This is a genomic window from Flavonifractor sp. An112, assembly GCF_904377885.1.
GTDB lineage: Bacteria > Bacillota > Clostridia > Oscillospirales > Oscillospiraceae > Flavonifractor > Flavonifractor avicola.
Map to the genome: position 1 here is coordinate 1 of NZ_CAJFGT010000005.1, position 24065 is coordinate 24065.

Consider the following 24065-nt stretch of genomic DNA (forward strand, 5'->3'; position numbering starts at 1 on the left):
CCAGCCGGTCTTTATTCTGGCCACCTACAATGAGGACGGCACCCCCGACGCCATGAATGCGGCCTGGGGCGGCATCAGCGAGGACAAGGAGCTGAGCATATGCATCAGCGCTGAGCACAAGACCACCGCCAACATCCTGGCCCGCAAGGCCTTCACCGTGAGCATGGCCACAGCGGAGCAGGTAGTGGCCTGCGACTATGTGGGCATCGAGTCCGGCAATAAAGTGGCGGACAAGGTGGCAAAGTCCGGCTGGCATACCACCAAGTCGGAGTTTGTGGACGCGCCCCTCATCGATGAGCTGCCCATGGCGGTGGAGTGCCGCCTGGTGAGTTACGATCCGGAGAACTGCCGTCTGGTGGGCGAGATCGTCAACGTGAGCGCCGATGAATCCGTGCTGGATGAAGCCGGGAAGATCGACCCGGACAAGCTGCGGCCCATCACCTTTGACCCCATCCACAACACATACCGGGTGCTGGGCGAGAAGGTGGGCAACGCCTTCCGGGACGGCGCTAAGCTGAAATGACCGGCTGATTTGCTCCAAGACAGGAATGAGGGACAGAGGCTTGGCCTCCGTCCCTCATTTATTTTGACCGCCGATTACCGCCGCCCCTTCTTCTGCCGCCTGCGGAAGTCCTCTTCGATGGCGTCCTTCCAGTGCTCGTCCAGGGGTGCGCTACACCGGACGGTGGCCACGGCCTGACCCACCACCTCGTAGTTGAGGCGGGTGCCCTCGCTGTCGCAGTGGTAGTTCACCGCCCGGTCGGGGGCGATGCCTAAACTGCCCGCTGTCTCCACCGCGTCGATGTTGGCCCCCAGAAAGAGAAACTCCCAGCCGTACTTCTCCTTCTGACGCTGGATCATGGCCTTCACCCGCTGGGCGGAGTAGCGGCGGCTGGCGTTCTCTATGCCGTCGGTGGTGATGACGAACAGGGTGTGCTCCGGCACATCCTCGCTCCGGGCGTACTTGTGGATGTTGCCGATGTGGTGGATGGCCCCGCCGATTGCGTCCAACAAGGCGGTGCAGCCCCGCACATAGTACTCCTTGTCGGTGATGGGCTGGACCTTGCCCAGCTCCATGCGGTCGTGGAGCACCTCGGTCTGATCGTCGAAGAGGACGGTGGAAACAAACGCCTCTCCCGGCTCCTTCTTCTGCTTTTCGATCATGGCGTTGAAGCCGCCGATGGTGTCCCCCTCCATCCCCTGCATGGAGCCGCTGCGGTCCAGAATGAACACCAGTTCCGTCAAGTTCTTCTTCATAATAAATCCCCCTATGCTGCGTTGTTTGGCTTACAAACACAGTATAGGGGGATTTTGCTTTCAATGGGTCGCCTGGCAGGCGACAACTATTTTCGCAGGATCTTCTCCATGGGTTTGCCCTTAGCCAGCTCGTCCACCAGCTTATCGAGATACCGGATGTCCCGCATGAGCGGGTCTTCGATCTCCTCTACCCGGATGCCGCAGATCTTGCCGGTGATCAGCGCCCGGTCCGGGTTCATGGCGGGGGCGTTTCGGAAGAAGTCTCCGTAGCTGGTGTTGGACCGCTCCAGCCCGGCCAGCTCCTCCGGCGTGTAGCCGGTGAGCCAGGCGGTGACCTGATCCACCTCGTCCCGGGTGCGGTCCTTTTTCTCCGCTTTGGCCACCAGCAGGGGGTACACCTTGGCAAAGGCCATTTCTGTTATATCCATCCGCGGCATGGCTTATCCTCCCAGCAGGCTCTGGTCAAAGGCGAACAGGGCCTCGTTGATCTCGAAGATGTTGTAGTTCTGATGGGCGATGAAATACTCCACGATGATGTCGAACTTGCTGGCGTGGGAGAAGGCAAAGCCTGCCTTCTCCAGCATCTCACGAGCCTCGGCCAGCGGCAGCTCCAAAGCCACGGCGAAGGCCATGGCGGTGGGCTTGGAGGGCTTATAGTGGACATCCGAGCGGATCTTGGAGAAGAGCTTGCGGTCTATGTTGGCCTTTTTGTAGCACTGGGCGTCGGTCATGCCCCGCTCGTCGATCTTGCGCAGCAGCATTTGGGAAAATCTCTCGTCCAGCTTGCTGAGGGCCTCGTCCAGGCCGGGAGCCCCCATGGTACAGGGAGCAGGCATCCACTGCGGCGTCTCTGAGGGCATGACGTCCAGGGTCATCCGGCGGCGCTGGGTTTCACGGCTGTCGGTGTGGGCATCCACATAGTGGTCGTCAATGTAGGCGGCGATATCGGCAAAGAGTTTGCCGCCGATGGTGTAGGCGGCCCGGTCGAAAATCACCAGGTACACGGTCATGTCATGGGAGAGCAGGAACTCCCCGATGGTGTCCACCGCCACCTTCAACGCCTGATCCTTGGGGTAACCGTACACCCCGGAGGAGATCAGCGGGAACGCCACGGTTTCGCACCTGTTGGCCAGCGCCAGCTCCAGAGAGGAGCGGTAGGCGGAGACCAGCAGCTCCCTCTCTCCGTGGTCACCGCCCCGCCAGATGGGGCCCACGGTGTGGATGACGAACTTTGCCGGCAGGCGGTAGCCCTTGGTGATCTTGGCCTGTCCGGTTTTGCAGCCGTTCAGAGTGCGGCACTCGGCCAGCAGCTCCGGCCCGGCGGCACGGTGGATGGCACCATCCACACCTCCGCCGCCCAGCAGGCTCTCGTTAGCGGCGTTGACGATGGCGTCCACCTTCATGGTGGTGATATCGTTTCGTACAATTTGCAGGGGCATGACGGCACCTCCTCGCGTTCTGGTGTTATCGTACCACAGATGGGCCTGCCTGGCAATCCGGCGGAGCAGGGAGGGTAGGTTGCTCGCCCCAGCATTTCCGTTCAAACAGCTTTCTCGGCATTCTAATCATTGTTGTCATTCTTGTGACAAGAAACAGCCGCCACGCCTCAGCCGCACTCAAACGGCTATTCTTTGTTTATGCGGCGCATTTCCTGCGCCCTCCCTGCGGTGGCCTGGCCCTGCTATCATCGCCCGCCCGGACGGCACTTCTTTTAATATACAGAATCCAATCCCACACCCATCCCAAAAGGAGAAAGTTTTGCTTGAAACACGCAGGGCAAAAGAGTGTCAAAGAGGAATTGCCGGAGCGGCGGAAAGGGCCAAAGAGGGCGGCAGAGTGCCGTTTGAAAGTTCCGACACACGTTTGGGATCAAGAGACCGGGCGTTCGAGTCGCCCCACTCGGACCAGTTTTCTTTGTTTAGCGCTCAGATTGGGACGCATTGTATCATGGAAATCCCACCTGCTGAGATCTATGGATTTCAGCAGGTGGGATTTTTTCACCTATTGCTTTTGTCATATGTTAGATTTACTATATTAAAATCATAATGTTTTGTACTTCCCTCGGCTGGCTGGTACCAAAGGCTGCTTTGCCGCGGTAAAATAGCTGATTGACAGGGCTCCGGAACGGAGGCTATGCCATATTGCTTAGAGAAGCTTGAATATCAATTTGACCGAGGAAACATAACGTACTATCATTTATCGTGTACATTTACAAGCGCTCAGTAATATGCAAAGAGGAGAACTTGGATGAAGATTGTCTGTTTTGGCGATTCTAACACCTATGGCTATGATCCACGCTCTTGGTTGGGCGGGCGGTATGATGTGGATAGCCGGTGGGTGGATATCCTGGCCGCGGAAACCGGTTGGGAAGTCTGCAACATGGGAGAGAATGGTCGGGAGATTCCCAGGTCAGCGCCTGACCTTCCAGCGGACACCGGCCTGCTGATTTTCATGCTGGGTACCAACGATCTGCTCCAAGGATGCAGTCCTGAGCAGGCTGCCGGCAAACTGAAGCACGTCCTCTCCCAACTGTCGCTGAAACCGAATCAAATTTTGTTGATCGTACCGCCGCCCATGGCTCCGGGGCAGTGGGTGTCCAGTCAGCAGCTGATTGACCATTCCCGCACTTTTGCAGGGTGTTGCCGCAGACTTGCCCAGCAGCTTGGTATCCGCTTTGCCGATGCCGGGGAATGGAATATTTCCCTTGCTTATGATGGAGTCCATTTTACAGAGCAGGGCCACAGAGCCTTTGCGGCGAACCTTTTGGAGGTACTCAGATGAAACGAATTTTCTCGATCTGGGGCCGTTTTGCTCCCGGTACCAGTGCCTGCGCTGTATCAACGAATGCCCCCAGCAGGTGATCAGTCCACAACTGGGCGACGTCGCTACACCATCCGGGCGCATCTGCCCCGGAATGAGCAATGAGGTGATTCATCCATACAAACAAAGCGAATGCCCCGACATAAAAAATGGCTCATCGCTGGAGGAATCGTTCTTCTGATCCTGGCCATTCTGACGGGGCTATTTTTCTGGTATGTGTCCGACTATTATCCAGCGGACGAAACTGCCCTGGAGGTGATGTCCCAGGACAGCGGAATCACGGTACAGGACAATCTGACGATCTTATCCCCGACTTATCCCACGGACACCGCCATCATTTTCTATCCCGGCGCCAAAGTGGAGGCAGAGGCTTACCTGCCTCTGCTGGATCAGATCCGACAGACCGGGGTTACTTGTATTTTGGTACATATGCCTTTTAATATGGCAATATTTGATGCCAATGCGGCAGAAGTGGTGATTGCCCAGTTTCCTGAGGTCCAGCACTGGTATATGGCCGGCCACTCTATGGGCGGCGCCATGGCGTCCAAGTATGCCTCGGACCATCCCGACCAGGTAGAAGGGCTTATTCTGATGGGTGCTTATATCTACGGTGATTATCCGGATGAAAAGACGCTCACCATCTACGGCTCCCTCAACCAGAGTGTGGAGGACCATATCGACTACACGGAGAACATTGTGGAGATCGAAGGGGGCAACCACGCTCAGTTCGGCAACTACGGACCCCAGAAAGGCGATCCCCCGGCCACTATTTCCGCCCAGGAGCAGCAGGCTCAGACGGTAGCTGCCATAAAAGCGTTTCTGTGGCCGGCTGATGCTGAGAATTGAGGAGGGGCACCGAATGTTTTTCAAGAAAAAGCAGGAGAAGCGCACCTATGACCAGGAAAACCAGAAGCCGGTGATCCGCTCCAGCATCTGTACTGGGGAAAAGGTAGCAGGATTTCAGGATATCCACACCGGGAAGTTTACCGAGATCATGCTGATCCGCACCTCCGGCGACCTGGAGGAATTTTGCCGCCTCTATGGTATCGGTGCGGATGAGATCTCTACGCACTATTGATTTTGAGCGGAAATACAGGGAGCTTCCCGGCAGAAAAGCAGAAATGCCTTGTCGGAATAGCGGTAAATAGAAAATGAGCATTTTACATTCCTGCGTGTCGGATTTACAATGAGGGCAGAAGATGCGTAAGGAGGTTGTTCGTATGAACGCATTGGTTGCTTATTTTTCCGCTACCGGCACTACCGCCAAAGCGGCAAAGGCTCTGTCAAATGCCGTGGGTGGGGAACTCTATGAGATCAAACCTGCTGTGCCCTACACCAGCGCCGATCTGAACTGGATGGACAAAGGTTCCCGCTCCAGCGTGGAGATGAAGGACACCCGCTCGCGCCCTGCTCTGGCCGACACCAACGCCCCGGTGGCAGAACACGATGTGATCTTCCTGGGCTTCCCCGTGTGGTGGTATGTGGCTCCCACCATTCTCAACACCTTCCTGGAGGCCTATGATTTCACCGGAAAAACCATTGTTCTCTTCGCCACCTCTGGCGGCAGTGGTTTGGGCAAGTCGGCGGCTGGGCTTCAGGTCAGCGCCCCCGGCGCCAAGATTATGGATGGCCGGATGCTCAATGGCCGCCTGAACGAGGCGGAGCTGAAGACCTGGGTGGACGGGCTGAAGCTGTAATACATCCCAAATGTTGAAAAAGTGGAGTGTCCCAATAGACACTCCACTTTTTATAGCTCTCTTTGAAGGTACACCATATCCACCAACTGAACACCGCACTCATAGATAGGGTGGTCGTAATAGTCGGTGAAAAAGTTCTTGACCAGGTGATGCCTGTAAAAGCCGCAGGATTCGTAAAACGGAACGGTGGAGGGGCTGTCCCCAGTACCCACCTGCAGCACCGTATACTGTCCTGTGTAGGTTCGGATGAGGAAGTCCACTATGGCCTTCCCATACCCCCTGCCCTGACAGTCCGGTTTTACGGCAATGTTTTTCAGTTCCAGAACCCCATCCCCCTCGTCGGTCACCACGCATTCAGCCTTGACCCCGCCGTCTTCCAGCACATACATGGTCCCACGCTCCAGATAGCGGTCAATCATGTCCTCCTGCTCGTCTGCCAGCAGCAGTAAATCCAGGTATCTCTTTTTGTCCGTTTCCACTTTTCTGATTTCCATGGGATGGTCCACCTTTGCCTGGCAGTCTTGATGGGACTTATGATACCACAACTATGTGTACCGCTGCAATGCTCTGAGAAACATGACAGACAGTTGTCGCGTTCCTATGATATAATGCAGGAAAAGAGGGAAGGGGAGTCCTGTATGAAAATGGAGCGGCTCATCGGCATCCTGTCCATCCTGCTCCAGCGGGAAAAGGTCACCGCTCCGGAGCTGGCGGAGCAGTTTGAGGTATCCCGCCGGACCATTCAGCGGGACATCGAGTCTCTGTGCCGGGCGGGAATTCCCATTTCCACCGTCCAGGGTGCGGGGGGAGGCATTTCCATTATGGAGGGCTACCGGGTGGACCGCACTGTGCTCACCGATCCGGAGATGCAGGCAATCCTGGCAGGACTGCGGAGCCTGGACAGTGTCAGCGGCACCCGGCGCTATGCCCAGCTGATGGAAAAGCTGTCCGCGGGAACGGGCAGACTGGTACCCGGCGGTGCCCATATGCTCATTGACCTCTCCTCCTGGTACAAAACCAGCCTGCCGCCCAAGATTGAGCTCATTCAGGGAGCCATCGAGCAGCACCGCACCATCCACTTTATCTATTACTCCCCCAAAGGAGAATCGGTGCGCACCGTAGAGCCCTATTATCTGGTGTTTCACTGGTCCACCTGGTATGTGTGGGGCTGGTGCCGGATGCGGAAGGATTTCCGCCTCTTTAAGCTCAACCGCATGACGGAGTTCACCACCGGAGAGCCGTTTGCCCCTCGTTCTGCGCCGCTGCCTGACTTGGAGCCAGAGCGGGTCTTTCCGGTAAAATATCAAGTCACCGTTCTCTTTGATCCCACCTGCCGCTGGCGGCTGGTGGAGGAGTACGGGGCGGACCGCTTTACCGTAGAGCCGGACGGCAAACTGCGCTTTACCGGCGGTTTCCCCGATGCGGACAGCGTCCTGAGCTGGATTTTGACCTTCGGAGACAAGGCGGAACTACTGGAACCGGAAGAATTACGGGAACAGTTGAGGAAACTGACCGAAACACTGGCCGAACGTTACAGGAGGGATTAGCATGGCCTCTCATAAGGATTTTGTGGACTATGTGGCCGAACAGCTGCGGGAAGCCGGTACCATCCGCAGCCGGAAGATGTTCGGTGAATACGGCCTCTATTGCGATGATGTGTTCTTCGCCGTCATCTGCGACGACCAGCTTTTTGTCAAGATCACCCCTCAGGGGGAAGCGGCCTTTCCCGACCTGCCCAAGGCTCCACCCTACGAGGGAGCCAGGGACTACATCTGGATGGAGGATGTGGACGACCGGGACACCATGACCGCTCTTACCCGTATTACCTGCCTGGCACTCCAGGCCCAGCCTAAAAAACGGAGGAAATGACCATGGCCTTTGATTATAAGAAAGAATACAAGGAATTTTATCTGCCGCCCAGGACGCCGGGCATCGTTACCGTGCCCGCCATGAACTTTCTGGCAGTGTGGGGCCATGGTGATCCCAACGAAGAGAATGGAGCCTACAAGCAGGCCCTGGGGATGCTCTACGCCGTAGCCTTCGCCATCAAAATGAGTAAGCTGGGCAAGCACAAGCTGGAGGGTTACTTTGACTATGTGGTGCCGCCCCTAGAGGGTCTGTGGTGGCAGGAGGGCATCCACGGGGTGGATTATAGCCATAAGAAAGACTTCCAATGGATCTCCCTCATCCGCCTGCCGGAATTTGTAACGAAAGAGGTGTTTGACTGGGCCATCCGGGAGGCCACAGAAAAGAAGCAGCAAGACTTCTCCCCGGTGGAGTTTTTCTCCTGGGAGGAGGGCCTGTGCGTCCAGTGTATGCACATCGGCCCCTATGACGACGAGCCTGCCACCGTGGCTGCCATGGAGGAATATGCCAAGGCCCAGGGTTATGAGGAGAATTTCGGGGAGGGGCGATTCCACCACGAGATCTATTTAAGCGATGTGCGGCGGTGCAAACCAGAGCGGTTGAAAACCGTCATCCGGCATCCGATCAGGAGGATATTATGAAAGGCTTTACTCGTGCAGAAATCCGCTTTTCTCTGTGCGGCCTCAACTGTGCTCTGTGCTCCATGCACCTGGGCGGTTACTGTCCAGGCTGCGGCGGGGGAGCGGGGAACCAGAGCTGCGCGAAAGCCCGCTGTTCCCTGGAGCACGGCGGCGTTCCGTTCTGTTGGGAGTGCCCGGAGTATCCCTGCCCCTACTATGAGGGCTTCGACGATGGGGATTCCTTTGTCCCGCACCGGAACCGGCAGCAGGATATTGCCCAGGTCCAGGCGCTGGGTCTGGAAGCTTACCTTGTTCAGTTGGAGAAAAAACGGGCGATTCTGGATGAATTTCTGGCCCATTACAACGATGGCCGCCGCAAGACTTTTTTCAATACAGCCGTCTATCGCCTGCCTTTGGAGGATTTGCAATCTGTGATGACTTCGCTGGACAACCGACCGGAACTGGGGCAGCAGGAGATCAAGGAACGGGCCCGCGTTGCTGTGGAATTGCTTCAGGAGGCGGCTGACCGCCGGAGCATCAGTCTGAAACTGAACAAGAAACCGAGGAAGGGGTGATCCTATGGCGACTTCCAGGTTAAAGGTTCATTTCCCATGCCCTGTGGAGCAGGTGTGGAACACAGTGACCGATCTTACCCATACCGCCTGGCGCAGTGATTTGGCCCGGGTGGAAGTCCTGGACGAAACCCACTTTGTGGAGCACACCCAAAGTGGCTATGCGACGGAATTTACCGTCACGGCCTGTGAGCCATTCCATTTTTGGGCTTTTACCATGGAGAACGGAAATATGTCCGGCGCTTGGGAGGGGGCCTTCCAGGCGGCAGAGGGCGGAACCTGGTTGACTTGTACCGAGACAGTTCGCGCCAAACACTGGTGGATGGGCCCCTTTGTTCCCGGCTATCTGAAGCGGCAGCAGAAGCGGTATCTGGACGATTTGCGGAAAGAATTGCTGAAATAGACCATGTTATCTCCGGTTCATTCAAGACAACAAAAAGGTCTACCGGGCGGCATTCAGGAACCCCAGCAGCGTGCAAGCTCATGCGCGGTATCGTGAGCTTAAGCAGCGCATCCTGGGTCCTATTCTGGAGCGGTTTGAGATTCCAGCCGCCTGGCATCCCTATTACATGGCTTACTATGTGGAGGGAATCAGCGCGATTGTCAAGGAATGGCTGCGGCAGGACTGCGCGGATGAGGTGGAGATGATTGCCAACATCATCGAGTCCTGCGTGCGGCCCAGGGGCGGCAGCTATGAGAAATAACGGCAGAGCTGCGCGCTTTCTCCGGACATGGCGGGAGGACTATATCTATCGGACTCTCATGAGTTCCGCTGTATCCTTTGGGTTTACGGCGCTTTTTGCCCTGTACAATGGGTATTTGGGCCTTTGCTATGGATCGGTCTGGCATGGAAGTATCGGTATATTTTATCTCCTGCTTATGGCGATTCGGGGGATTGTCCTTCTGACAGAGCGGAGAAATCGAACGCAGCTTGAGGCGGAACGAAGTGGCTGTCGACGCCGAACCTTTCTGGTCAGTTCTGTACTGCTGCTGGTGCTGGATCTGTCGCTCATTCTGCCTATTTCCATGATGGCGGTGCTGGACAAGCCTGTATCCATCGGAGTGATTCCAGCAATTGCCATGGCAGCCTACACAACCTGGAAGATCACCATGGCTTCTATTCACATTGGCCGGCAGAGGCGGAGATCAGCAGGTAACATCCTGGTTGCGGAGCTGCGGACAGTCAATTTTATTGATGCGCTGGTGGCGATTCTGACGATGCAAAATACATTGATCATGGTGAACCGGACGGCGACAGATAAAAACGCCATGCTTCCGGTGTCCGCCGCCTCCAGTGCCGTGACCTATGTGGTGATCGTGGCCATCACTGTGCGGATGCTGTGGAAGGGTGTGCAGCAGACAAACAGTTCCTTTGTTCAAAAGCAAATATAAATCCTCCTATGCTGTGTTTTGTCAGAAGAACCACACAGCATAGGAGGATTTTGCTTTGGTTAGTTGCTCACCGGAAGAGCCTTATTTCGCCCAGTGGACGACGGCGTCCCGCAAAAAGCGGGCACAGCCGGGAATGCGCTTATCATAGTAGGCGGTAAACCGTTCATCCATCACATACAGCTCCGCAATCCCACGGTGCTTTGCGGCATCATACTGGTTCCCGGTGATGGTAAGCCACTGGCGGTGAAGAGTGCAGATTTCTTTTCCCTCCTCGCTTTCCGGGGAGAGGCCAGCCTGGACAGCCGCCTCCAGCCGCTCTTGAATCTCCTGACCCAGGCCGGTCCATGCCTGATATTGCTCCTGGGTCAAATTCATCACTGCGGCGTTGGCTTCGTCTACTTCTTTGTCGCCGTACTTGGCCCGGATCTCGGCTCCGTAAACTTTCTCGTTATGGGCTACCGTGCGCTGCTTGAACGCCTCAAATTTCTGCTCGTCGCTCATAAATTCCTTCCTTTCTTCCGCTCCGATGGTCTCTTTTACCGACCGGATCAGTTTCCCCAGCCTTTCCTGCTCTGCCTCCAAAGCGGCAAGGTGGTTTCGCAGGGCGGCCAGACGGTCAAAGGAGGGATCGTCCAGGCATTCCTTGATCCGGGCCAGCTCCACCCCGAGGGCCCGGTAATAGAGAATGTCCTGCAGCCGGTCTACTTCCGCCTTGCCGTAATAGCGGTAGCCGCTCTCCGCTACCCGGCTGGGCTTCAGCAGCCCGATCTGGTCGTACCAGCGCAGAGTGCGGGTGGTCACCCCGGACAGGTGCGACAGTTCCTGAATGGAATACTCCATAAACATCCCTCCTGGGGATACTGTATCAGTTGACGGAGCGTCAGAGTCAAGGGGAAATGTTAGACTTGATGGATCTCCTGCTGCAAATGCTCTAAAAATTCTGCCGCCGGAATTCCGTCCATCTGGGTGTGGTGGAACTGGAAGGACACTGGCAGAATGGTACGCAGCCACTTTTTTCGATATTTACCCTAAATCCATACGGATAATCATAGCGCTTCCAATCTTTTTTAGAGAGAATCTGGGGCTATTTTGGCTTCTTGCCAAAATAGGCGTTTTCAATCAAACCCAGGTGTGCCAATTTTGCCTCAATTGCGCCCCGGCTTCTTCCGTGCTCTCTGGCAATGGCGGAGAGTTTCATTCCAGAATAAAACTCATCAACCAATTTATCTTGTTCTGCCTGAGGCCAGGACTTTCCTGCGTTTGGCGTGTTCGCCCCTTTTTTGGCGTCCTGAGTCGAGGAGAGGATATGGTGCAGCGCGCGGATGATATCCGGATGATTGCAAATATGGTTTGGTGGAAAGAGTTCACCAGTAAACGGGTCCATACCGTCCGCCAAGGCGGACAACAGTTCTTTTGCGCGAATAGTATCCATAGAGCCAGCCTCCTTCCTTTCCGTGCGAAACAGTTCCCTGATGCTGTATTCAGTATACTTGGATTACCAAGATACGGCAAGTAGAGCTGTGCAGTTTTGCATTGACTGAAACACAAGTCCTGCTCTATAATATCTCTATTAGATATATTGGAGGGCGTTATGGAATACCTGATTTTAGGGCTGCTGATTCTATCTCCCATGACGGGGTATGAGTTGCAGCAATTCATCAAGAAAAACCTGGCCCTGATCTGTTCCCATAGCGCGGGCAGCGTGCAGACGGCTCTTGCCAAGCTGGAAAAGGAGGGCAAGGTGACAGCCTGTGAAGTGATCCAGGGCAAGCGCCGTAAAAAGCGCTTTTCCATCACGGAAACTGGCAGATCTGTTTTTTCTGCCTGGGTGGCTCAGCCCATGCAGGCGGACAGGGTGAAGAACATGGAGCTATCCCGTCTGTTCTTTGCGGGGCTGGCACGGCCGGAGGAGCGCCTGGCCGCTATTCGGGACTACATCCGGCAGATGAAGGAGACCCGCGGGGTCCTCTGTGCCATTCAGCAGCAATTCCGGCAGATGGACCCGCAGGAATTGCCGTCTGGGACCGATTGGTCCCAGATACTGCGCTTTCAGGGATACACCATTCAGTACGGTATCGCCGCCGCTGACTTTGAAATTGGCTGGTACAGCCGTCTGCTTCACGAATTGGAGGAACAACCATGAAAATTCTTGTTTTGAATGCCAGCCCGAAGGGCAAGAATTCCACCACGGTCCACACCGCGCTGTATTTGCAGGCGCTGCACCCGGAGCATACCTTCACTGTCCTTCCGGTAGGCCAGCGCATCAAAAGCTATGAGAAAGATTTTGCTCCGCTGCGAGGGGAGTTGGAGCAGGCAGATCTGCTGCTGTTCTGCTATCCGGTCTATACCTTTATTGCGCCCTATCAGCTTCACCGGCTTATCGAGCTCATCAAGGCAGATGGGGTGGATCTCTCCGGCAAGTTTGCCTCTCAGATCACCACATCCAAGCACTTCTATGATGTGACCGCCCACCGCTATGTGGAGGAAAACTGCTTTGATTTGGGCATGAAGGTGGTGCGGGGGCTGTCCGCCGATATGGACGACCTGCTCACCCAGCAGGGGCAGCAGGAGGCACGGAGTTTTTTCGATCAGCTGATGTTTTCCTGTGAGCACGGGCTGTTTGTCACACCGCCTGCCAGAGCGCCTCGGCGGGAGAAGCCGGTCTATCAGCCGGTGCTGCACTCCGTGTCCAAGAGCAAAGAAAAGGACGTTGTGATCGTTACCAACTGCGCTCCTGAGGATGAAAATCTCCGGAATATGATTGCTGATTTCCGTGCCGCGCTGCCCTTTGAGAGCCGGGTGGTAAATTTGCGGGAGTTTCCCTTTGCCGGTGGCTGCCTTGGGTGTTTCGGCTGCGCCATCACAGGGAAATGCGTCTATACCGATGGATTTGACGCGTTTTTGCGCAACACCATCCAGACCGCCGACGCCTTTGTCTATGCCTTTACCATCTCCGACCATTATACCCACTCCAGCTTCAAATGCTTTGACGACCGGCAGTTCTGCAACGGCCACCGTACCGTTACCCACGGTACGCCCATTGCCTACCTGATCAGCGGCGACTATCAGTATGAGAGCAACCTGCGCATGATCGTGGAAGGCCGCAGTGAGGTGGGCGGCAACTATCTGTGCGGCGTGGCCACCGATGAGGGCAATACCGCTGCCGATGTGCAAAATCTGGCCGATGCTGTGGTATTTGCCATGGAGAAGAAGCTGTCCCGCCCGGCCAATTTCTACGGGGTGGGCGGTATGAAGATTTTCCGGGATCTTATCTATGTGATGCAGGGCATGATGAAAGCCGACCACAAATTCTATAAGGCCCACGGCATCTACGACTTCCCCCAGAAGCAGAAAAAGCGCATTCTGCAAATGAAGCTGGTAGGTGCCATGCTGGCGGTTCCCTCTGTGCAGAAGAAGATGAAGGGACAGATGAATCAATACATCATTGGGCCGTACCAAAAGGTGGTGGAGCAGGCAAGGGAAAGAACTGGGTCGACAAGAGAATCTTATTGAGATGTATCTACGCACGAATCATGAACTGACGATAAAAGGGTGCTCCCCGCTGAGCGGAGAGCACCCTTTTCAGCAAAAATACATGGGGCCTTCATGACAATTTTAGCATTGCTGTGCTATACTGTAGCAAACAGAAAAAGAAGGGATATGGACGTGCGGATTTTGATGCTGGGCAACAGTTTTACCTTTACCAATCATATGCCTCAGATGCTGGCTCAACTGACTGGGGCGGAAGTGGTCCACCACACCCGGGGCGGGGCGCGGCTGTCGGAGCACCTGAACCTCAAGACCAAGCTGGGTGCATTGACGCAGGAGGCGCTGGACAAGGAACATTGGGACTATGTGGTGCTCCAGGAGATGAGCCACGGGCCCATGACCGCTCCCGGCAGCTTCTTTGCCAGCGTGGAGCAGCTCTGCAACAAAATCCGGGAGAACGAAGCAGTCCCCATTCTCTACGCCACCTGGGCTTACCAGAGAGGCGGGGCCAAGCTGACAGCCAAGGGCTGGGATTATGACGAGATGGCCCATAAGATGTCTGAAGCCTACCACAAAGCCGCCCGAGAGAACCACGCCCTCCTTGCTGATGTGGGGCAGAAGTTTTATGAGTTGTCCGATACTCAGGACCTCTATGCTGCCGATGGCGTGCATCCCAGTGAACTGGGCTCCCGTATCGCGGCGGAAACCATTGCGGCGGTCATTCAGGAGCAAAAGGAGAAATTACGATGATTCGAGATATTTGCAAAGATGAGGTGTTTCTGGCCCAAAAGGCGGAGCCTGCCACGCCGGGCGATGTTCAAGTGGCTGCCGACCTGCTGGAGACACTGGAGCACCACAAGGCCGGCTGCGTGGGCATGGCGGCCAATATGATTGGGATCAATAAGCGCATCATTGCTTTCGATAACGAGGGCAGCTACATGGTCATGTTCAACCCGGAGATCGTTAAAAAGTCCGAGCCCTATGACACGGAGGAGGGCTGTCTCTCCCTGACCGGCGTCCGCCCGGCCAAGCGATGGAAGACCATCAAGGTACGCTGGCAGAACGAGAAATTTCAGGAGCGGCTGAAAACCTTTACCGGTTGGACGGCTCAGATCATCCAGCATGAGATCGACCACTGTGAGGGCATCATCATATGAAAAAGTGCAGGATCACTGTCATGCGCATCACCCGATACGAGGACCTAATGGCCCAATATGAGAATCCCATCGCTCATGCCTGCGACATGGAGGTGGGCCAGGTCTTTATTGCCAATGGCTGGGAGAAGCCTGCGGGCTTTTGCCAAAGCGCCTGGGATACCCTCTCGCCCTTTGTGCTGGCCCTAAGCCACGGGGGTGAGAACTTCTACGACGGCTGGATGAAGAACCCCAAATCCGCCATGCTCTCCTGCAACGACGGGTTCCGGCCGGTGAGCTTTCTGGTGGAAACCCTGGATGAGGACGCGGACTGAGGAGGAAACGCCATGTTTGAACATAAAGTTGCCGTGGTTACCGGCGGAGCAAAGGGTATCGGCAAGGCGATTGCGGAGGAATTCCGGAAAGCAGGCGCCGAGGTATGCGTGATTGACCTGCTTCCCAACGATTATTTTGTGGGTGATCTGGCCGACCAGACCGTTCTGGAGGATTTTGCCCGCAAGGTGATCGCCGACCATGGTCATGTGGACTTTTTGGTCAACAATGCCCTGCCCCTGATGAAGGGCATTAACGCGTGCAGCTACGAGGAATTCAATTACGCCCTGCGGGTGGGCGTTACCGCACCCTTTTACCTTGCCAAGCTGTTTGCGCCCCACTTTGCGCCCGGCGGGGCCATCGTAAATATCTCCTCTTCCCGGGACCGGATGAGCCAGTCCCAGACCGAGAGCTATACGGCGGCCAAAGGGGGGATCTCGGCGCTGACCCACGCCCTAGCGGTGAGTCTGGCCGGCAAGGTGCGGGTAAATTCCATCTCGCCTGGCTGGATCGACACCGACTATACCGTTTATGACGGCCCCGATGCTGTTCAGCAGCCCGCAGGCCGGGTTGGCAATCCTCTGGATATTGCCAACATGGTGCTCTATCTGTGTTCGGACAAGGCGGGCTTTCTTACGGGGGAGAACATCTGTATTGACGGTGGCATGACCCGCCAGATGATCTACCACAATGACTTTGGATGGACCCTGCAAGGAGGAACCGGTCTATGAAAGCCGCCATCTGCTACTATTCCCGCCACCATGGGAACACGCTGAACGTTTTGGAGGCCATGGCGGGCGAGGGGGATGTGGACCTGATCGATGTTACCACGCGCCAGACCGTCCGGCTGGAGAAGTATGACTGTATCGGTTTTGCCTCCGGCATCTACGGTTTTGAATTCCAAAAGGCTGTGGTGGAGTTTGCCCGGCAGTACCTGCCCCAGGGCAAGCCGGTGTTCTTCGTCTATACCTATGGCGGCGCCAAGGGTAGTGGGGCCAAGGCTGTGGCGAAGATCGCGCAGGAGAAGAACTGCCGGATGCTGGGGGAGTTTTCCTGCAAGGGCTATGACACCTTTGGCCCCTTTAAGCTGGTAGGCGGTATTGCCAAGGGACATCCGGACGAGCGGGATCTGGAGAACGCCCGCAGCTTTTACCGGAATCTCAGCAAGACATACGACAGAGGTGGGCAGAAATGAAACTAGCCATTCTCTCCGATACTCACGGCCTTCTGCGGCCGGAGGTGGTGGAGCATCTGAAAACCGCCGACGCCATTCTCCACGGCGGCGACATCAATAAACAGAGCATTGTGGATCAGTTGAGGCAATACGCGCCTCTCTATGTGGTCCGGGGCAACAACGATAAGGAGTGGGCGGAAGACATCCCCCATGATCTTACCATCACCTTGGATGGTGTGACGTTCTATATGGTCCACAATAAGAAAGAACTTCCCGCAACGCTTAACGGTGTGGATGTGGTGGTATTTGGCCACTCCCACAAGTATATGCAGGAGGAGAAGGACGGCATTTTGTGGCTCAATCCCGGCTCCTGCGGCCCCCGGCGGTTCCATCAGGAGATTACCATGACGATGGCGGAACTGGCAGATGGGGAGATTCGGGTGGAGAAAATCTCCATTCCCCACGAGGTAAGGTGATGGAACTGGGACTGACTTTCCCCCTCAAGCGATTTTTGAAGATGAAAACGCCGGCCTACGGCACGCAGCCAGACCGGCGTTTCTGCTGGGACCTCCATGTCATCGATCTGCGGGGGTGCAAGTGTCTGCTGGCTGTCCACTGTCACAGCCGGTATACCTTTGTACGCTATGATGTAACGCCCCTTCAGTGGGCGGACCTGCCAGGCCTGTTTCGGGAGGGGCTGAGGGAAAGCTTTATCGCCGCTGGGTTTACCGAAGATCAGGTGAAAACATATCTGCGGCAGGCGGGCGAGATCGCAATCACCCGCACCCACGGCCGCCGGGAGGTGGCCTTTCTCAACCGGGCCTGGGAGGATGTATTGGCGCTGGATCTGTGCCTGGACACGGATTGTCAGGCCCAGCCTCTGCTGGACCATGCCGTCAATACAAAGCCCAGCCGGTGCGTGGGTTTTGAGGGGCTTGGAACGAGCCTGGAGCGGGTCAATGTCATATGGAAATGAAGGGAGACTGGGACTTGAACAGGGAAGAATGTCTGATTTGTAAGGCGCCTTTGGAATATCTGACCCAGGATGAGGTCATGGAGTGCGCCATCTGCCATAAGAAGGAGTCCAGCAAAACCCGTTGTGTGGCGGGTCATTATGTCTGCAATGACTGCCATACCCAGGGTATGGACAGTATCTTTGGTCTGTGTCTCTCTGAGACTTCTGCCGATCCTGTGGTCATTCTCCGCCGGATGATGGAGCTGCCATTCTGCCATATGCACGGTCCGGAGCACCATGTAATGGTGGGCGCGGCTCTGCTTACTGCCTATAAAAACGCCGGTGGTAACCTGGAGTTTGAGAAGTCGCTTCGGGAGATGTATAGCCGGGGCAAGGCGGTCCCCGGCGGAGCCTGCGGCTTTTGGGGAGCCTGCGGAGCGGGGATCGCCACAGGACAGTTCCTGGCCATTGTTACCCAGTCCACACCCCTGGCCCAGGAACCCTGGGGTTTGAGCAATCAGATGACCGCCCGGGCGCTGGAGAACATCGGCCGGGTGGGCGGCCCTCGATGCTGTAAGCGGGACTCCTTCCTGGCCATCCTGGCCGCCGTGGACTTTACCAAGGAGCATCTGGGGGTAGAGATGGAACGGACAATTCCTGTCTGCTCTTACAGTGGCCGGAACAACCAGTGCATTGGCAAGCGCTGTCCGTTCTCGGCGGCGAAAGCACTTGAAACGAAAGAGATTAAAACTTTTAAACGTGCAAAGCTGGTAAAACTATCTTTGAAATGAACACAGCCCGGAACTTCTGGATGATAAGAAGTTCCGGGCTCGTTGTTGTTATGCCTGTATTTGTTCCAGCTCCTCCTCAATCAGAGAAACAGCAATCGTAAAGGCCTGGATGCGGCGTCTGGCCAGTGTGATTTGAGATTTCAATCGGACGGGATTTTCTTTTCCTTCCAGAGTCTTGACGGTTTCCCGCAGCTTATGCAGGGTAGAGTCGATCTGCCGTTTGGCCTCCACAAGTTTATCTTTGGTATAGGTCATGCTTTGCCTCCTAAAATGGACCTTACTTATCGTGGTGTTGCGGGAGATCATCCTTTAGCGGCGGTTGCTCTTCCGCTTGTGAAAATCCTCCTCAATATCGTCTTTCCAGTGCTCATCCAGCGTAGCACAACACCGGACAGCGGTGACAGCCTGACTCACCACCTCGTAGTTGAGGCGAGTACCCTCGCTGTCACAGTGGTAGTTTACCGCCCGATCCGGGGCGATGCCCAGCGATCCCGCCGTTTCCACCGCGTCGATGTTTGCACCCAAAAAGAGGAACTCCCAACCGTACTTCTCCTTCTGGCGCTGGATCATGGTTTTGACCTGCTGAGAGGTATAGCGGCGGCTGGCATTCTCCATGCCGTCGGTGGTGATGACGAAGAGGGTGTGCTCCGGTACATCCTCACTCCGGGCGTATTTGTGGATGTTACCGATGTGATGGATGGCACCGCCGATTGCGTCCAGCAGGGCGGTGCAGCCCCGGACATAGTATTCTCTGTGGGTAATAGGCTCGACCGCTTCAATTTTTACCCGGTCATGGAGCACCTGGGTATGGTCGTTAAAGAGAATGGTGGAGACAAAAGCCTCGCCGGGCTCCTTTTTCTGCTTCTCCAGCATGGCGTTGAAGCCGCCGATGGTATCGACCTCCAGCCCCTGCATGGAGCCGCTGCGGTCCAGAATAAAGACCAGTTCCGTCAAATTCTTTTTCATAGAAAAATCCCCCTGTTCTGTGTTGTTTGGCTTACGAGCACAGTATAGGGGAATTTTATGCTTGTTTGGTCGCCTGGCGGGCGACAATTATGCTCTCAAAATTTGCGCCATGGGTTTGCCTTTGGCCAACTCATCCACTAGCTTATCCAGATACCGGATTTCCCGCATCAACGGGTCCTCGATTGCTTCCACCTGAATGCCGCATACCTTGCCGGTGATGAGGGTTCGATTGGGATTCATGGCCGGGGCATTTCGGAAGAAGTCCCCATAGCTGGTATCAGACTGCTCCAGACGGGCAATATCCTCGGCGCTATATCCGGTGAGCCAGGTGGTCACCTGGTCCACCTCTTCCCGGGTACGACCCTTTTTCACTGCCTTGTTGATTAGAAGCGGATAGAGCTTGGCAAAGGACATCTGTGTCACATCGGTACGGGGCATGGCATTAACCTCCCAGCAGGCTCTGATCAAAGGCGAAGAGAGCCTCGTTGATCTCAAAGATGTTGTAGTTTTGGTGGGCGATGAAATACTCCACGATGATGTCGAACTTACTGGCGTGGGAGAAGGCAAAGCCTGCCTTTCCCAGCATCTCACGGGCCTCCTGCAGAGGCAGCTCCAGGGCCACGGCGAAGGCCATAGCGGTGGGCTTAGAGGGCTTGTAGTGGACGTCCGAGCGGATCTTGGAGAAGAGTTTTCGGTCAATGTTGGCCTTTTTATAGCACTGGGCGTCGGTGAGACCACGCTCATCGATCTTCCGCAGCAGCATCTGAGAAAAGCTTTCATCCAGTTGACTGAGGGCCTCGTCCAGACTGATGGTCAACGATGTGGGGGGCAATGGTGCTGCTGTAGGGGTCAGTGGTGTTCCTGGAATAGACTCCCACATTGACGTTGTTAAAAAACGCTCATCCGGCTGGCTCAGGTTTTCGTCCGACCAATGCGCTGCCTTTGCAGGAGTCCACGGTACTTCTGTCATGGAAGGGGCGTTAAAGCCCGCGGAACGGCGGCGCTGCTCTTCCAGACTGTCGGTATGTTCGGACACATAGTGGTCGTCGATATAGGCGGCAATATCGGCAAAGAGCTTTCCGCCGATGGTGTAGGCGGCTCGGTCGAAGATCACCAGATAGACGGTCATATCGTGGGAGAGCAGGAAGTCTCCGATAGTGTCCACCGCCACCTTCAGAGCCTGGTCCTTGGGGTAGCCGTATGCCCCGGAGGAGATAAGGGGAAAGGCCACCGTTTCGCACTTGTTGGCGAAGGCCAGCTCCAGGGAGGAACGGTAGGCGGAAATGAGAAGCTCCCTCTCGCCGCAACTTCCACCCTGCCAGACAGGGCCGACGGTGTGGATTACAAACTTGGCGGGCAGGCGGTAACCCTTTGTGATCTTGGCCTGTCCTGTTTTGCAGCCGCCCAAGGTACGGCACTCCTTCAAAAGATCCGGCCCGGCGGCACGGTGAATGGCGCCATCTACACCCCCGCCTCCCAGAAGGCTCTCTTTGGCGGCATTGACGATGGCGTCCACCTTCATAGTAGTGATATCATTTCGCACGATGTGCAGGGGCATGAGAACACCTCCTCATTGATTGGTTTTATGATACCATGAACTGGTCGTTCTGACAAGGAACGGACATTTGCCCGCCTAAAAACCTATTGGAGGTCTTAGCTATCTCGATTTGTAGAGAAATCGCAGCATCCGGCCCCAAAATGCTTGACAAAAGAGAATAAAACACTACAATGAACGATGTTCATATTGAGGTGATAGGATGAATACCGTAGTTACATCCAAAGAGGAGATCCTGAAGACCAGCCGTGAGCTCATCCAGCAAGCGGGGTGGTCTGCGGTCAATATTCGCTCAGTGGCGGCCGCCTGCGGTGTGTCGGTTGGTTCCATCTACAACTATTTTGATTCCAAAGCTGCTCTGATGGGTGCCACAGTGGAGAGCGTCTGGTGTGAGATCTTCCACCGCCCGGAGGATGAGGCGGTATTTCAGGATACCCAGGCCTGCATTATCTGGCTGTACCAACGAATGGAGTACGGCTGTAAGCGGTATCCCGGATTTTTCAATCTTCACTCTCTGGGGTTCATGGGGGAGGACAAATCCGATGGAAAACGGCGGATGCAGCAGACCTGGCAGCATATTTTGGATAGCCTGCATTCTGTCTTGTTGCGGGATGCCAGAGTCCGGCCAGATGCCTTTACCGAAGCATTTACAGCGGAAAAATTTTCTGATCTCCTGTTTTCGCTGATGCTGTCTGCGTTGCTGCGGCAGGATTATGATCCCTCGGTTGTATTGGAGATCGTCCGCAGGACCCTCTATTAAAATTCCCACAACTCTGTGGGAATTTTGTATCCCGGAAATTGAACATTGTTCATTAGAAGGAGGCAATGATGAAAGTAAAACGGAATACGCTGCTGCTTCTGGCCTGTTTGGTGTGGAGCGCGGCGGGATTCAATATCCTTCGGATCGGCGTAATGGACTATCCGACCTATGTTACGGTGCTGAACGCGCTGTTGTCGGTACTGGTGTTTGCCGTATTTCAGTATTTTATTTTTGGAAGGCTGGTCAAAAAGCACACTGCCCGGATTGCCGCCTATTTGGAGGAACGGCACTTTTTCCTCAAATTTTTTGACGGAAAGGCTTTTGTTATCATGGCGGTTATGATGACCGGGGGCATTGGCCTCCGGGTGAGCGGGCTGGCGCCGGAGCGGTTTATTGCCGTATTTTATACGGGCCTGGGCGCTGCACTGCTACTGGCAGGATTGCTGTTTGGCAGAAACTTTATCAAGGCGACCATTGCAGCAGGCACCGTCCAAAACAAAATGGAACAAGAAGGAGAATATGAAACGGGAATGCAAATAAGGAGAGGAACTATATGAAACGCTATGCGAATACCGCGCTGCTGTACGCCATCCTGGCCATGGTGGGCGGCGTGTTTTATCGGGAGTTTACAAAATTCAACGGCTTTACGGCCAAGACCACGCTCTCTGTGGTGCATACCCATTATTTTCTGCTGGGTATGGTGTTCTTCCTGTTGATTCTTGTGCTGGAAAAGAATTTTTCCTTCACAGGCGCAAAGACCGGACGGGTGCTGGCACTCTATCATGTGGGCCTGAACCTGACCGCCGTGATGCTGGTGGTGCGGGGAGTGTTCCAGGTGCTGGGGACCTCGCTGTCCGCTGGTATGAATGCGGCTATCTCCGGTATAGCTGGAATTGGGCATATCCTGCTTGGAGTCAGTCTGATTTTGATGCTGCTGCAGATCAAGCGCAGCGTAACGAAATAAGACAGAAGAACGGGGTTGGTACTGCATTGCAGTATCAACCCCGTTCTTCTGTTTATCTTGGCGGACGATCATCCTGCCTATTGACATGGAGTTACAATTGGCATATACTTAACGAAGTTAAATAAATGGGAGATTGTACAATTATGGAATGGACAGATATGGTGCATTATCAGCAGCAGCTCCAAAAGGTTATGCGTTCGCTCCTTCCACTACGGAAATCCGTGCTTACCGCCAGCGAATGTGAACTTTTGGCTCATCTCTATCTGAAGCCGGAACAGAACACGCCAGTTTTACTCAGCCAAAACAGCGGCATGAAAATTGAGGCGGTCAGCCGGTGCCTGAAATCGCTCCATGAGAAAAACTGCATATGCAAGCAGCGGAAGGAAACAGACGAGCGGAGTTATCAGATTTTTATCACGGAAACCGGTCTTGCAGAATTGAAAAGGGGATACGAGAGTATTCTGCAGCCCTTCTATGATTTATGGCGCAGCTCCAGCCATGATTTTGAGGCGTTTGTGTATTATGCGGACCGACTTGCCGTGCAGATTGAGAAAGGACAGGAAAAGCCCCATGACCATGAAGTTTTATGACGCGCTGCAGATGGACCCCTCCGTGCTGAAGCGGAAGATTGCAGCCTGTGAAGTAAAACGGGAGAAAACCTATTACTGGGTTGCGATAGCGGTTCGGTCTGTGTTGATCGTGGCTTTTGCCATTGTGTTTATCAGTTTGCTGTCCGCTGTGTTCGGAAGCGACAACACCCCTCTGGCAGTGGCACTGTTCTGCATGATGCTTGGGATTCGCTTTGTCAATTTTGAATATTGCATCGGAGATTCTCTGATTACCCTGGCAGCGGTGCTGGCTATTCTGGTTCTGGTTCCCAGTGCGGCGGCGGTGGTTCCGCCGGTTCTGTTGATTCCGCTGCACTTTGCGGGCTTTTTTGCCATTCTCTGCATGACCACCCAACGGCCTGAAATGGGTAACGGCGGCCTGTACAGCTTTGCCTACATCTATCTGACAGGCAATCCCGTCGTGGGAGAGGCGCTGGTTCGCCGCGGACTGTTGGCCTTGGTGGGTTATCTCATCTGCGGCGCCATCCTGTTTGCCAAGCACCGGGATCAGCATAAGACGACGCGTTTTCACCATGTCATGCGGAAGTTTGATCTTGCTGTGCCGGTTTATCTGTGGCAGTTTCGCATGGCCCTTGGCGTGAGTCTGGTGCTGACTGCGGGACAGGTGTTTGGCGTAGAGCGGTTCATGTGGATGGGATTTGCCTGTGCGTCGCTGCTATCGGAATATCCTTACTCCGGCAATACGGTTACCCACTTCTGGCAGAGAATTGTGGGGGCGTTGGCGGGCTCCTGTGCGTTTTTTGTGGTTTATCTGGTGACGCCGGAAGCGCTTCACCCGTTAATGGGCCCCTTGGGAGGACTGTGTCTGGGCTTTTGCACCGATTACCGGTATAAAACGGCGATGAACTGTTTTGGTGCGCTGATGTTGGGGACCGGGATCTACGGACTCCAGGGAGCGGTGATCCTTCGTATTGTAGGTACCATCTTGGGTGTGACCTTCGGCCTGGTATTTGCGTTTATCTTCCATCGCCTGGCGGCGGCAAGATTTCTGACAGTACCGGAAAGAGAATAAGAAAACAGAAAAGGGGGCGGGCGACTGAAAGCTTTTTCGGGTGCCTGCTCCTTTAGTCCGTTCAAGCGGATGTTGCAGAT

Annotated in this window: 37 protein-coding genes and 1 pseudogene; 27 read left to right on the forward strand and 11 right to left on the reverse strand. The window is 55.1% G+C overall.

Going from position 1 to position 24065, the window contains the following annotated elements; all coding sequences use genetic code 11:
* Positions 1-523, forward strand: a 523-nt coding sequence (locus IHN22_RS01265; RefSeq protein WP_191433126.1) for a flavin reductase family protein, incomplete at its 5' end; no start/stop codon positions are given.
* Between the two features lie 74 nt (positions 524-597).
* Here IHN22_RS01265 and IHN22_RS01270 read toward each other — a convergent pair.
* The 3 genes from IHN22_RS01270 to IHN22_RS01280 all read right to left on the reverse strand — a co-directional run bounded on the left by IHN22_RS01270 (position 598) and on the right by IHN22_RS01280 (position 2696).
* The gene (locus IHN22_RS01270; protein WP_191433127.1) at positions 598-1257 is read right to left on the reverse strand and encodes a vWA domain-containing protein; all 660 of its coding nucleotides are present in this window, start codon (positions 1255-1257) and stop codon (positions 598-600) included.
* Positions 1258-1343: 86 nt separating this feature from the next.
* Positions 1344-1694, reverse strand: coding sequence for a DUF2200 domain-containing protein (locus tag IHN22_RS01275; RefSeq protein ID WP_191433128.1), 351 nt, complete (start codon positions 1692-1694; stop codon positions 1344-1346).
* A gap of 3 nt (positions 1695-1697) precedes the next feature.
* Entirely contained in the window at positions 1698-2696 is a 999-nt protein-coding gene (locus IHN22_RS01280; RefSeq protein WP_191433129.1) for an O-acetyl-ADP-ribose deacetylase, read from the reverse strand.
* A gap of 808 nt (positions 2697-3504) precedes the next feature.
* On the opposite strand from IHN22_RS01280, the gene IHN22_RS01285 reads away from it, so the two are divergent.
* From IHN22_RS01285 to IHN22_RS01300, 4 genes are all read left to right on the forward strand, one after another.
* Positions 3505-4038 (forward strand): GDSL-type esterase/lipase family protein, encoded by a 534-nt coding sequence (locus IHN22_RS01285; RefSeq protein ID WP_191433130.1) that lies wholly within the window; start codon positions 3505-3507, stop codon positions 4036-4038.
* Between the two features lie 171 nt (positions 4039-4209).
* A complete protein-coding gene (locus IHN22_RS01290; protein ID WP_191433131.1) occupies positions 4210-4923 on the forward strand; it encodes an alpha/beta fold hydrolase in 714 nt (237 codons plus the stop codon).
* Between the two features lie 13 nt (positions 4924-4936).
* Positions 4937-5155, forward strand: a complete 219-nt coding sequence (locus tag IHN22_RS01295; protein ID WP_191433132.1) for an aspartate dehydrogenase — start codon at positions 4937-4939, stop codon at positions 5153-5155.
* Between the two features lie 142 nt (positions 5156-5297).
* Positions 5298-5774 (forward strand): flavodoxin, encoded by a 477-nt coding sequence (locus IHN22_RS01300; RefSeq protein WP_191433133.1) that lies wholly within the window; start codon positions 5298-5300, stop codon positions 5772-5774.
* A gap of 50 nt (positions 5775-5824) precedes the next feature.
* Here IHN22_RS01300 and IHN22_RS01305 read toward each other — a convergent pair whose 3' ends face one another.
* On the reverse strand, positions 5825-6268 hold the full coding sequence (locus IHN22_RS01305; RefSeq protein ID WP_191433134.1) for a GNAT family N-acetyltransferase: 444 nt from the start codon (positions 6266-6268) through the stop codon (positions 5825-5827).
* Between the two features lie 144 nt (positions 6269-6412).
* Between IHN22_RS01305 and IHN22_RS01310 the strand changes: the two genes are divergently transcribed.
* From IHN22_RS01310 to IHN22_RS01340, 7 genes are read left to right on the forward strand one after another with little or no spacing between them, the layout of a single operon-like run.
* Positions 6413-7321, forward strand: a complete 909-nt coding sequence (locus IHN22_RS01310) for a helix-turn-helix transcriptional regulator (protein WP_191433135.1) — start codon at positions 6413-6415, stop codon at positions 7319-7321.
* Position 7322: 1 nt separating this feature from the next.
* Complete coding sequence (locus IHN22_RS01315) at positions 7323-7643, forward strand: TfoX/Sxy family protein (RefSeq protein ID WP_087398851.1); 321 nt, start codon at positions 7323-7325, stop codon at positions 7641-7643.
* A 2-nt stretch (positions 7644-7645) separates the two neighbouring features.
* A complete protein-coding gene (locus tag IHN22_RS01320; RefSeq protein ID WP_087327485.1) occupies positions 7646-8281 on the forward strand; it encodes a GyrI-like domain-containing protein in 636 nt (211 codons plus the stop codon).
* Entirely contained in the window at positions 8278-8835 is a 558-nt protein-coding gene (locus tag IHN22_RS01325; protein WP_191433136.1) for a DUF3795 domain-containing protein, read from the forward strand. The genes IHN22_RS01320 and IHN22_RS01325 overlap by 4 nt, the downstream gene beginning before the upstream one ends.
* A 4-nt stretch (positions 8836-8839) precedes the next feature.
* On the forward strand, positions 8840-9235 hold the full coding sequence (locus tag IHN22_RS01330) for an SRPBCC family protein (RefSeq protein ID WP_191433137.1): 396 nt from the start codon (positions 8840-8842) through the stop codon (positions 9233-9235).
* A gap of 19 nt (positions 9236-9254) precedes the next feature.
* The gene (locus tag IHN22_RS01335; RefSeq protein ID WP_300985288.1) at positions 9255-9536 is read left to right on the forward strand and encodes a TetR-like C-terminal domain-containing protein; all 282 of its coding nucleotides are present in this window, start codon (positions 9255-9257) and stop codon (positions 9534-9536) included.
* Complete coding sequence (locus IHN22_RS01340) at positions 9526-10224, forward strand: hypothetical protein (protein ID WP_191433138.1); 699 nt, start codon at positions 9526-9528, stop codon at positions 10222-10224. Before IHN22_RS01335 ends, IHN22_RS01340 begins: the two co-directional genes overlap by 11 nt.
* Before the next feature lie 81 nt (positions 10225-10305).
* Here the strand turns inward: IHN22_RS01340 and IHN22_RS01345 are convergent, their stop codons facing one another.
* From IHN22_RS01345 to IHN22_RS01350, 3 genes and pseudogenes are all read right to left on the reverse strand, one after another.
* A complete protein-coding gene (locus IHN22_RS01345) occupies positions 10306-11064 on the reverse strand; it encodes a MerR family transcriptional regulator (protein ID WP_191433139.1) in 759 nt (252 codons plus the stop codon).
* Between the two features lie 59 nt (positions 11065-11123).
* A pseudogene (locus IHN22_RS12745) lies at positions 11124-11240 on the reverse strand (chloramphenicol acetyltransferase); the annotation flags it as partial.
* Between the two features lie 68 nt (positions 11241-11308).
* On the reverse strand, positions 11309-11656 hold the full coding sequence (locus IHN22_RS01350) for a hypothetical protein (protein ID WP_087265810.1): 348 nt from the start codon (positions 11654-11656) through the stop codon (positions 11309-11311).
* A gap of 159 nt (positions 11657-11815) precedes the next feature.
* Here IHN22_RS01350 and IHN22_RS01355 point away from each other — a divergent pair, with 159 nt between their 5' ends.
* From IHN22_RS01355 to IHN22_RS01400, 10 genes are all read left to right on the forward strand, one after another.
* Positions 11816-12367: a PadR family transcriptional regulator gene (locus IHN22_RS01355; RefSeq protein ID WP_191433140.1), complete on the forward strand. Its 552-nt coding sequence runs from the start codon at positions 11816-11818 to the stop codon at positions 12365-12367.
* Entirely contained in the window at positions 12364-13737 is a 1374-nt protein-coding gene (locus IHN22_RS01360) for an NAD(P)H-dependent oxidoreductase (protein WP_191433141.1), read from the forward strand. Before IHN22_RS01355 ends, IHN22_RS01360 begins: the two co-directional genes overlap by 4 nt.
* A 147-nt stretch (positions 13738-13884) precedes the next feature.
* Positions 13885-14463, forward strand: coding sequence for an SGNH/GDSL hydrolase family protein (locus IHN22_RS01365; RefSeq protein ID WP_300985279.1), 579 nt, complete (start codon positions 13885-13887; stop codon positions 14461-14463).
* The gene (locus tag IHN22_RS01370; RefSeq protein ID WP_191433142.1) at positions 14460-14870 is read left to right on the forward strand and encodes a peptide deformylase; all 411 of its coding nucleotides are present in this window, start codon (positions 14460-14462) and stop codon (positions 14868-14870) included. Before IHN22_RS01365 ends, IHN22_RS01370 begins: the two co-directional genes overlap by 4 nt.
* Positions 14867-15181 (forward strand): TIGR04076 family protein, encoded by a 315-nt coding sequence (locus tag IHN22_RS01375; protein WP_191433143.1) that lies wholly within the window; start codon positions 14867-14869, stop codon positions 15179-15181. Before IHN22_RS01370 ends, IHN22_RS01375 begins: the two co-directional genes overlap by 4 nt.
* 12 nt (positions 15182-15193) lie before the next feature.
* On the forward strand, positions 15194-15910 hold the full coding sequence (locus IHN22_RS01380; RefSeq protein WP_191433144.1) for an SDR family oxidoreductase: 717 nt from the start codon (positions 15194-15196) through the stop codon (positions 15908-15910).
* Positions 15907-16374, forward strand: coding sequence for a flavodoxin family protein (locus IHN22_RS01385; RefSeq protein WP_191433145.1), 468 nt, complete (start codon positions 15907-15909; stop codon positions 16372-16374). Before IHN22_RS01380 ends, IHN22_RS01385 begins: the two co-directional genes overlap by 4 nt.
* Positions 16371-16829: a metallophosphoesterase family protein gene (locus IHN22_RS01390; RefSeq protein WP_191433146.1), complete on the forward strand. Its 459-nt coding sequence runs from the start codon at positions 16371-16373 to the stop codon at positions 16827-16829. Before IHN22_RS01385 ends, IHN22_RS01390 begins: the two co-directional genes overlap by 4 nt.
* The gene (locus IHN22_RS01395; protein WP_191433147.1) at positions 16829-17329 is read left to right on the forward strand and encodes a DUF6933 domain-containing protein; all 501 of its coding nucleotides are present in this window, start codon (positions 16829-16831) and stop codon (positions 17327-17329) included. Before IHN22_RS01390 ends, IHN22_RS01395 begins: the two co-directional genes overlap by 1 nt.
* A gap of 14 nt (positions 17330-17343) precedes the next feature.
* Positions 17344-18099, forward strand: coding sequence for a DUF5714 domain-containing protein (locus tag IHN22_RS01400; protein WP_365813511.1), 756 nt, complete (start codon positions 17344-17346; stop codon positions 18097-18099).
* A 48-nt stretch (positions 18100-18147) separates the two neighbouring features.
* On the opposite strand, the gene IHN22_RS01405 is transcribed toward IHN22_RS01400, so the two are convergent.
* From IHN22_RS01405 to IHN22_RS01420, 4 genes are all read right to left on the reverse strand, one after another.
* Positions 18148-18354, reverse strand: coding sequence for a hypothetical protein (locus tag IHN22_RS01405; protein ID WP_191433148.1), 207 nt, complete (start codon positions 18352-18354; stop codon positions 18148-18150).
* 54 nt (positions 18355-18408) lie between these two features.
* On the reverse strand, positions 18409-19065 hold the full coding sequence (locus IHN22_RS01410) for a vWA domain-containing protein (RefSeq protein ID WP_191433149.1): 657 nt from the start codon (positions 19063-19065) through the stop codon (positions 18409-18411).
* An 87-nt stretch (positions 19066-19152) separates the two neighbouring features.
* Entirely contained in the window at positions 19153-19503 is a 351-nt protein-coding gene (locus tag IHN22_RS01415) for a DUF2200 domain-containing protein (RefSeq protein ID WP_087327522.1), read from the reverse strand.
* Positions 19504-19507: 4 nt separating this feature from the next.
* Positions 19508-20623 carry an O-acetyl-ADP-ribose deacetylase gene (locus IHN22_RS01420; protein ID WP_087265784.1) on the reverse strand — a complete coding sequence of 372 codons (1116 nt, stop codon included), beginning with the start codon at positions 20621-20623 and terminating at the stop codon, positions 19508-19510.
* Positions 20624-20822: 199 nt separating this feature from the next.
* Between IHN22_RS01420 and IHN22_RS01425 the strand changes: the two genes are divergently transcribed.
* From IHN22_RS01425 to IHN22_RS01445, 5 genes are all read left to right on the forward strand, one after another.
* Positions 20823-21380 carry a TetR/AcrR family transcriptional regulator gene (locus IHN22_RS01425; protein WP_191433150.1) on the forward strand — a complete coding sequence of 186 codons (558 nt, stop codon included), beginning with the start codon at positions 20823-20825 and terminating at the stop codon, positions 21378-21380.
* Between the two features lie 68 nt (positions 21381-21448).
* Positions 21449-21937 (forward strand): hypothetical protein, encoded by a 489-nt coding sequence (locus IHN22_RS01430; RefSeq protein ID WP_191433151.1) that lies wholly within the window; start codon positions 21449-21451, stop codon positions 21935-21937.
* On the forward strand, positions 21934-22344 hold the full coding sequence (locus tag IHN22_RS01435; protein ID WP_191433152.1) for a DUF2871 domain-containing protein: 411 nt from the start codon (positions 21934-21936) through the stop codon (positions 22342-22344). The genes IHN22_RS01430 and IHN22_RS01435 overlap by 4 nt, the downstream gene beginning before the upstream one ends.
* Before the next feature lie 143 nt (positions 22345-22487).
* Positions 22488-22934, forward strand: a complete 447-nt coding sequence (locus tag IHN22_RS01440; RefSeq protein ID WP_191433153.1) for a MarR family transcriptional regulator — start codon at positions 22488-22490, stop codon at positions 22932-22934.
* Positions 22915-23985 carry an FUSC family protein gene (locus IHN22_RS01445; RefSeq protein WP_300985281.1) on the forward strand — a complete coding sequence of 357 codons (1071 nt, stop codon included), beginning with the start codon at positions 22915-22917 and terminating at the stop codon, positions 23983-23985. Before IHN22_RS01440 ends, IHN22_RS01445 begins: the two co-directional genes overlap by 20 nt.
* The last annotated feature ends 80 nt before the right edge of the window (positions 23986-24065 follow it).

Bases quoted from the DNA above. Each gene is read 5' to 3' on its own strand.
- IHN22_RS01270 (WP_191433127.1), bottom strand. From the start codon at position 1,257: ATGAAGAAGAACTTGACGGAACTGGTGTTCATTCTGGACCGCAGCGGC.
- IHN22_RS01275 (WP_191433128.1), bottom strand. From the start codon at position 1,694: ATGCCGCGGATGGATATAACAGAAATGGCCTTTGCCAAGGTGTACCCC.
- IHN22_RS01280 (WP_191433129.1), bottom strand. From the start codon at position 2,696: ATGCCCCTGCAAATTGTACGAAACGATATCACCACCATGAAGGTGGAC.
- IHN22_RS01285 (WP_191433130.1), top strand. From the start codon at position 3,505: ATGAAGATTGTCTGTTTTGGCGATTCTAACACCTATGGCTATGATCCA.
- IHN22_RS01290 (WP_191433131.1), top strand. From the start codon at position 4,210: ATGCCCCGACATAAAAAATGGCTCATCGCTGGAGGAATCGTTCTTCTG.
- IHN22_RS01295 (WP_191433132.1), top strand. From the start codon at position 4,937: ATGTTTTTCAAGAAAAAGCAGGAGAAGCGCACCTATGACCAGGAAAAC.
- IHN22_RS01300 (WP_191433133.1), top strand. From the start codon at position 5,298: ATGAACGCATTGGTTGCTTATTTTTCCGCTACCGGCACTACCGCCAAA.
- IHN22_RS01305 (WP_191433134.1), bottom strand. From the start codon at position 6,268: ATGGAAATCAGAAAAGTGGAAACGGACAAAAAGAGATACCTGGATTTA.
- IHN22_RS01310 (WP_191433135.1), top strand. From the start codon at position 6,413: ATGAAAATGGAGCGGCTCATCGGCATCCTGTCCATCCTGCTCCAGCGG.
- IHN22_RS01315 (WP_087398851.1), top strand. From the start codon at position 7,323: ATGGCCTCTCATAAGGATTTTGTGGACTATGTGGCCGAACAGCTGCGG.
- IHN22_RS01320 (WP_087327485.1), top strand. From the start codon at position 7,646: ATGGCCTTTGATTATAAGAAAGAATACAAGGAATTTTATCTGCCGCCC.
- IHN22_RS01325 (WP_191433136.1), top strand. From the start codon at position 8,278: ATGAAAGGCTTTACTCGTGCAGAAATCCGCTTTTCTCTGTGCGGCCTC.
- IHN22_RS01330 (WP_191433137.1), top strand. From the start codon at position 8,840: ATGGCGACTTCCAGGTTAAAGGTTCATTTCCCATGCCCTGTGGAGCAG.
- IHN22_RS01340 (WP_191433138.1), top strand. From the start codon at position 9,526: ATGAGAAATAACGGCAGAGCTGCGCGCTTTCTCCGGACATGGCGGGAG.
- IHN22_RS01345 (WP_191433139.1), bottom strand. From the start codon at position 11,064: ATGGAGTATTCCATTCAGGAACTGTCGCACCTGTCCGGGGTGACCACC.
- IHN22_RS01350 (WP_087265810.1), bottom strand. From the start codon at position 11,656: ATGGATACTATTCGCGCAAAAGAACTGTTGTCCGCCTTGGCGGACGGT.
- IHN22_RS01355 (WP_191433140.1), top strand. From the start codon at position 11,816: ATGGAATACCTGATTTTAGGGCTGCTGATTCTATCTCCCATGACGGGG.
- IHN22_RS01360 (WP_191433141.1), top strand. From the start codon at position 12,364: ATGAAAATTCTTGTTTTGAATGCCAGCCCGAAGGGCAAGAATTCCACC.
- IHN22_RS01365 (WP_300985279.1), top strand. From the start codon at position 13,885: ATGGACGTGCGGATTTTGATGCTGGGCAACAGTTTTACCTTTACCAAT.
- IHN22_RS01370 (WP_191433142.1), top strand. From the start codon at position 14,460: ATGATTCGAGATATTTGCAAAGATGAGGTGTTTCTGGCCCAAAAGGCG.
- IHN22_RS01375 (WP_191433143.1), top strand. From the start codon at position 14,867: ATGAAAAAGTGCAGGATCACTGTCATGCGCATCACCCGATACGAGGAC.
- IHN22_RS01380 (WP_191433144.1), top strand. From the start codon at position 15,194: ATGTTTGAACATAAAGTTGCCGTGGTTACCGGCGGAGCAAAGGGTATC.
- IHN22_RS01385 (WP_191433145.1), top strand. From the start codon at position 15,907: ATGAAAGCCGCCATCTGCTACTATTCCCGCCACCATGGGAACACGCTG.
- IHN22_RS01390 (WP_191433146.1), top strand. From the start codon at position 16,371: ATGAAACTAGCCATTCTCTCCGATACTCACGGCCTTCTGCGGCCGGAG.
- IHN22_RS01395 (WP_191433147.1), top strand. From the start codon at position 16,829: ATGGAACTGGGACTGACTTTCCCCCTCAAGCGATTTTTGAAGATGAAA.
- IHN22_RS01405 (WP_191433148.1), bottom strand. From the start codon at position 18,354: ATGACCTATACCAAAGATAAACTTGTGGAGGCCAAACGGCAGATCGAC.
- IHN22_RS01410 (WP_191433149.1), bottom strand. From the start codon at position 19,065: ATGAAAAAGAATTTGACGGAACTGGTCTTTATTCTGGACCGCAGCGGC.
- IHN22_RS01415 (WP_087327522.1), bottom strand. From the start codon at position 19,503: ATGCCCCGTACCGATGTGACACAGATGTCCTTTGCCAAGCTCTATCCG.
- IHN22_RS01420 (WP_087265784.1), bottom strand. From the start codon at position 20,623: ATGCCCCTGCACATCGTGCGAAATGATATCACTACTATGAAGGTGGAC.
- IHN22_RS01425 (WP_191433150.1), top strand. From the start codon at position 20,823: ATGAATACCGTAGTTACATCCAAAGAGGAGATCCTGAAGACCAGCCGT.
- IHN22_RS01430 (WP_191433151.1), top strand. From the start codon at position 21,449: ATGAAAGTAAAACGGAATACGCTGCTGCTTCTGGCCTGTTTGGTGTGG.
- IHN22_RS01435 (WP_191433152.1), top strand. From the start codon at position 21,934: ATGAAACGCTATGCGAATACCGCGCTGCTGTACGCCATCCTGGCCATG.
- IHN22_RS01440 (WP_191433153.1), top strand. From the start codon at position 22,488: ATGGAATGGACAGATATGGTGCATTATCAGCAGCAGCTCCAAAAGGTT.
- IHN22_RS01445 (WP_300985281.1), top strand. From the start codon at position 22,915: ATGACCATGAAGTTTTATGACGCGCTGCAGATGGACCCCTCCGTGCTG.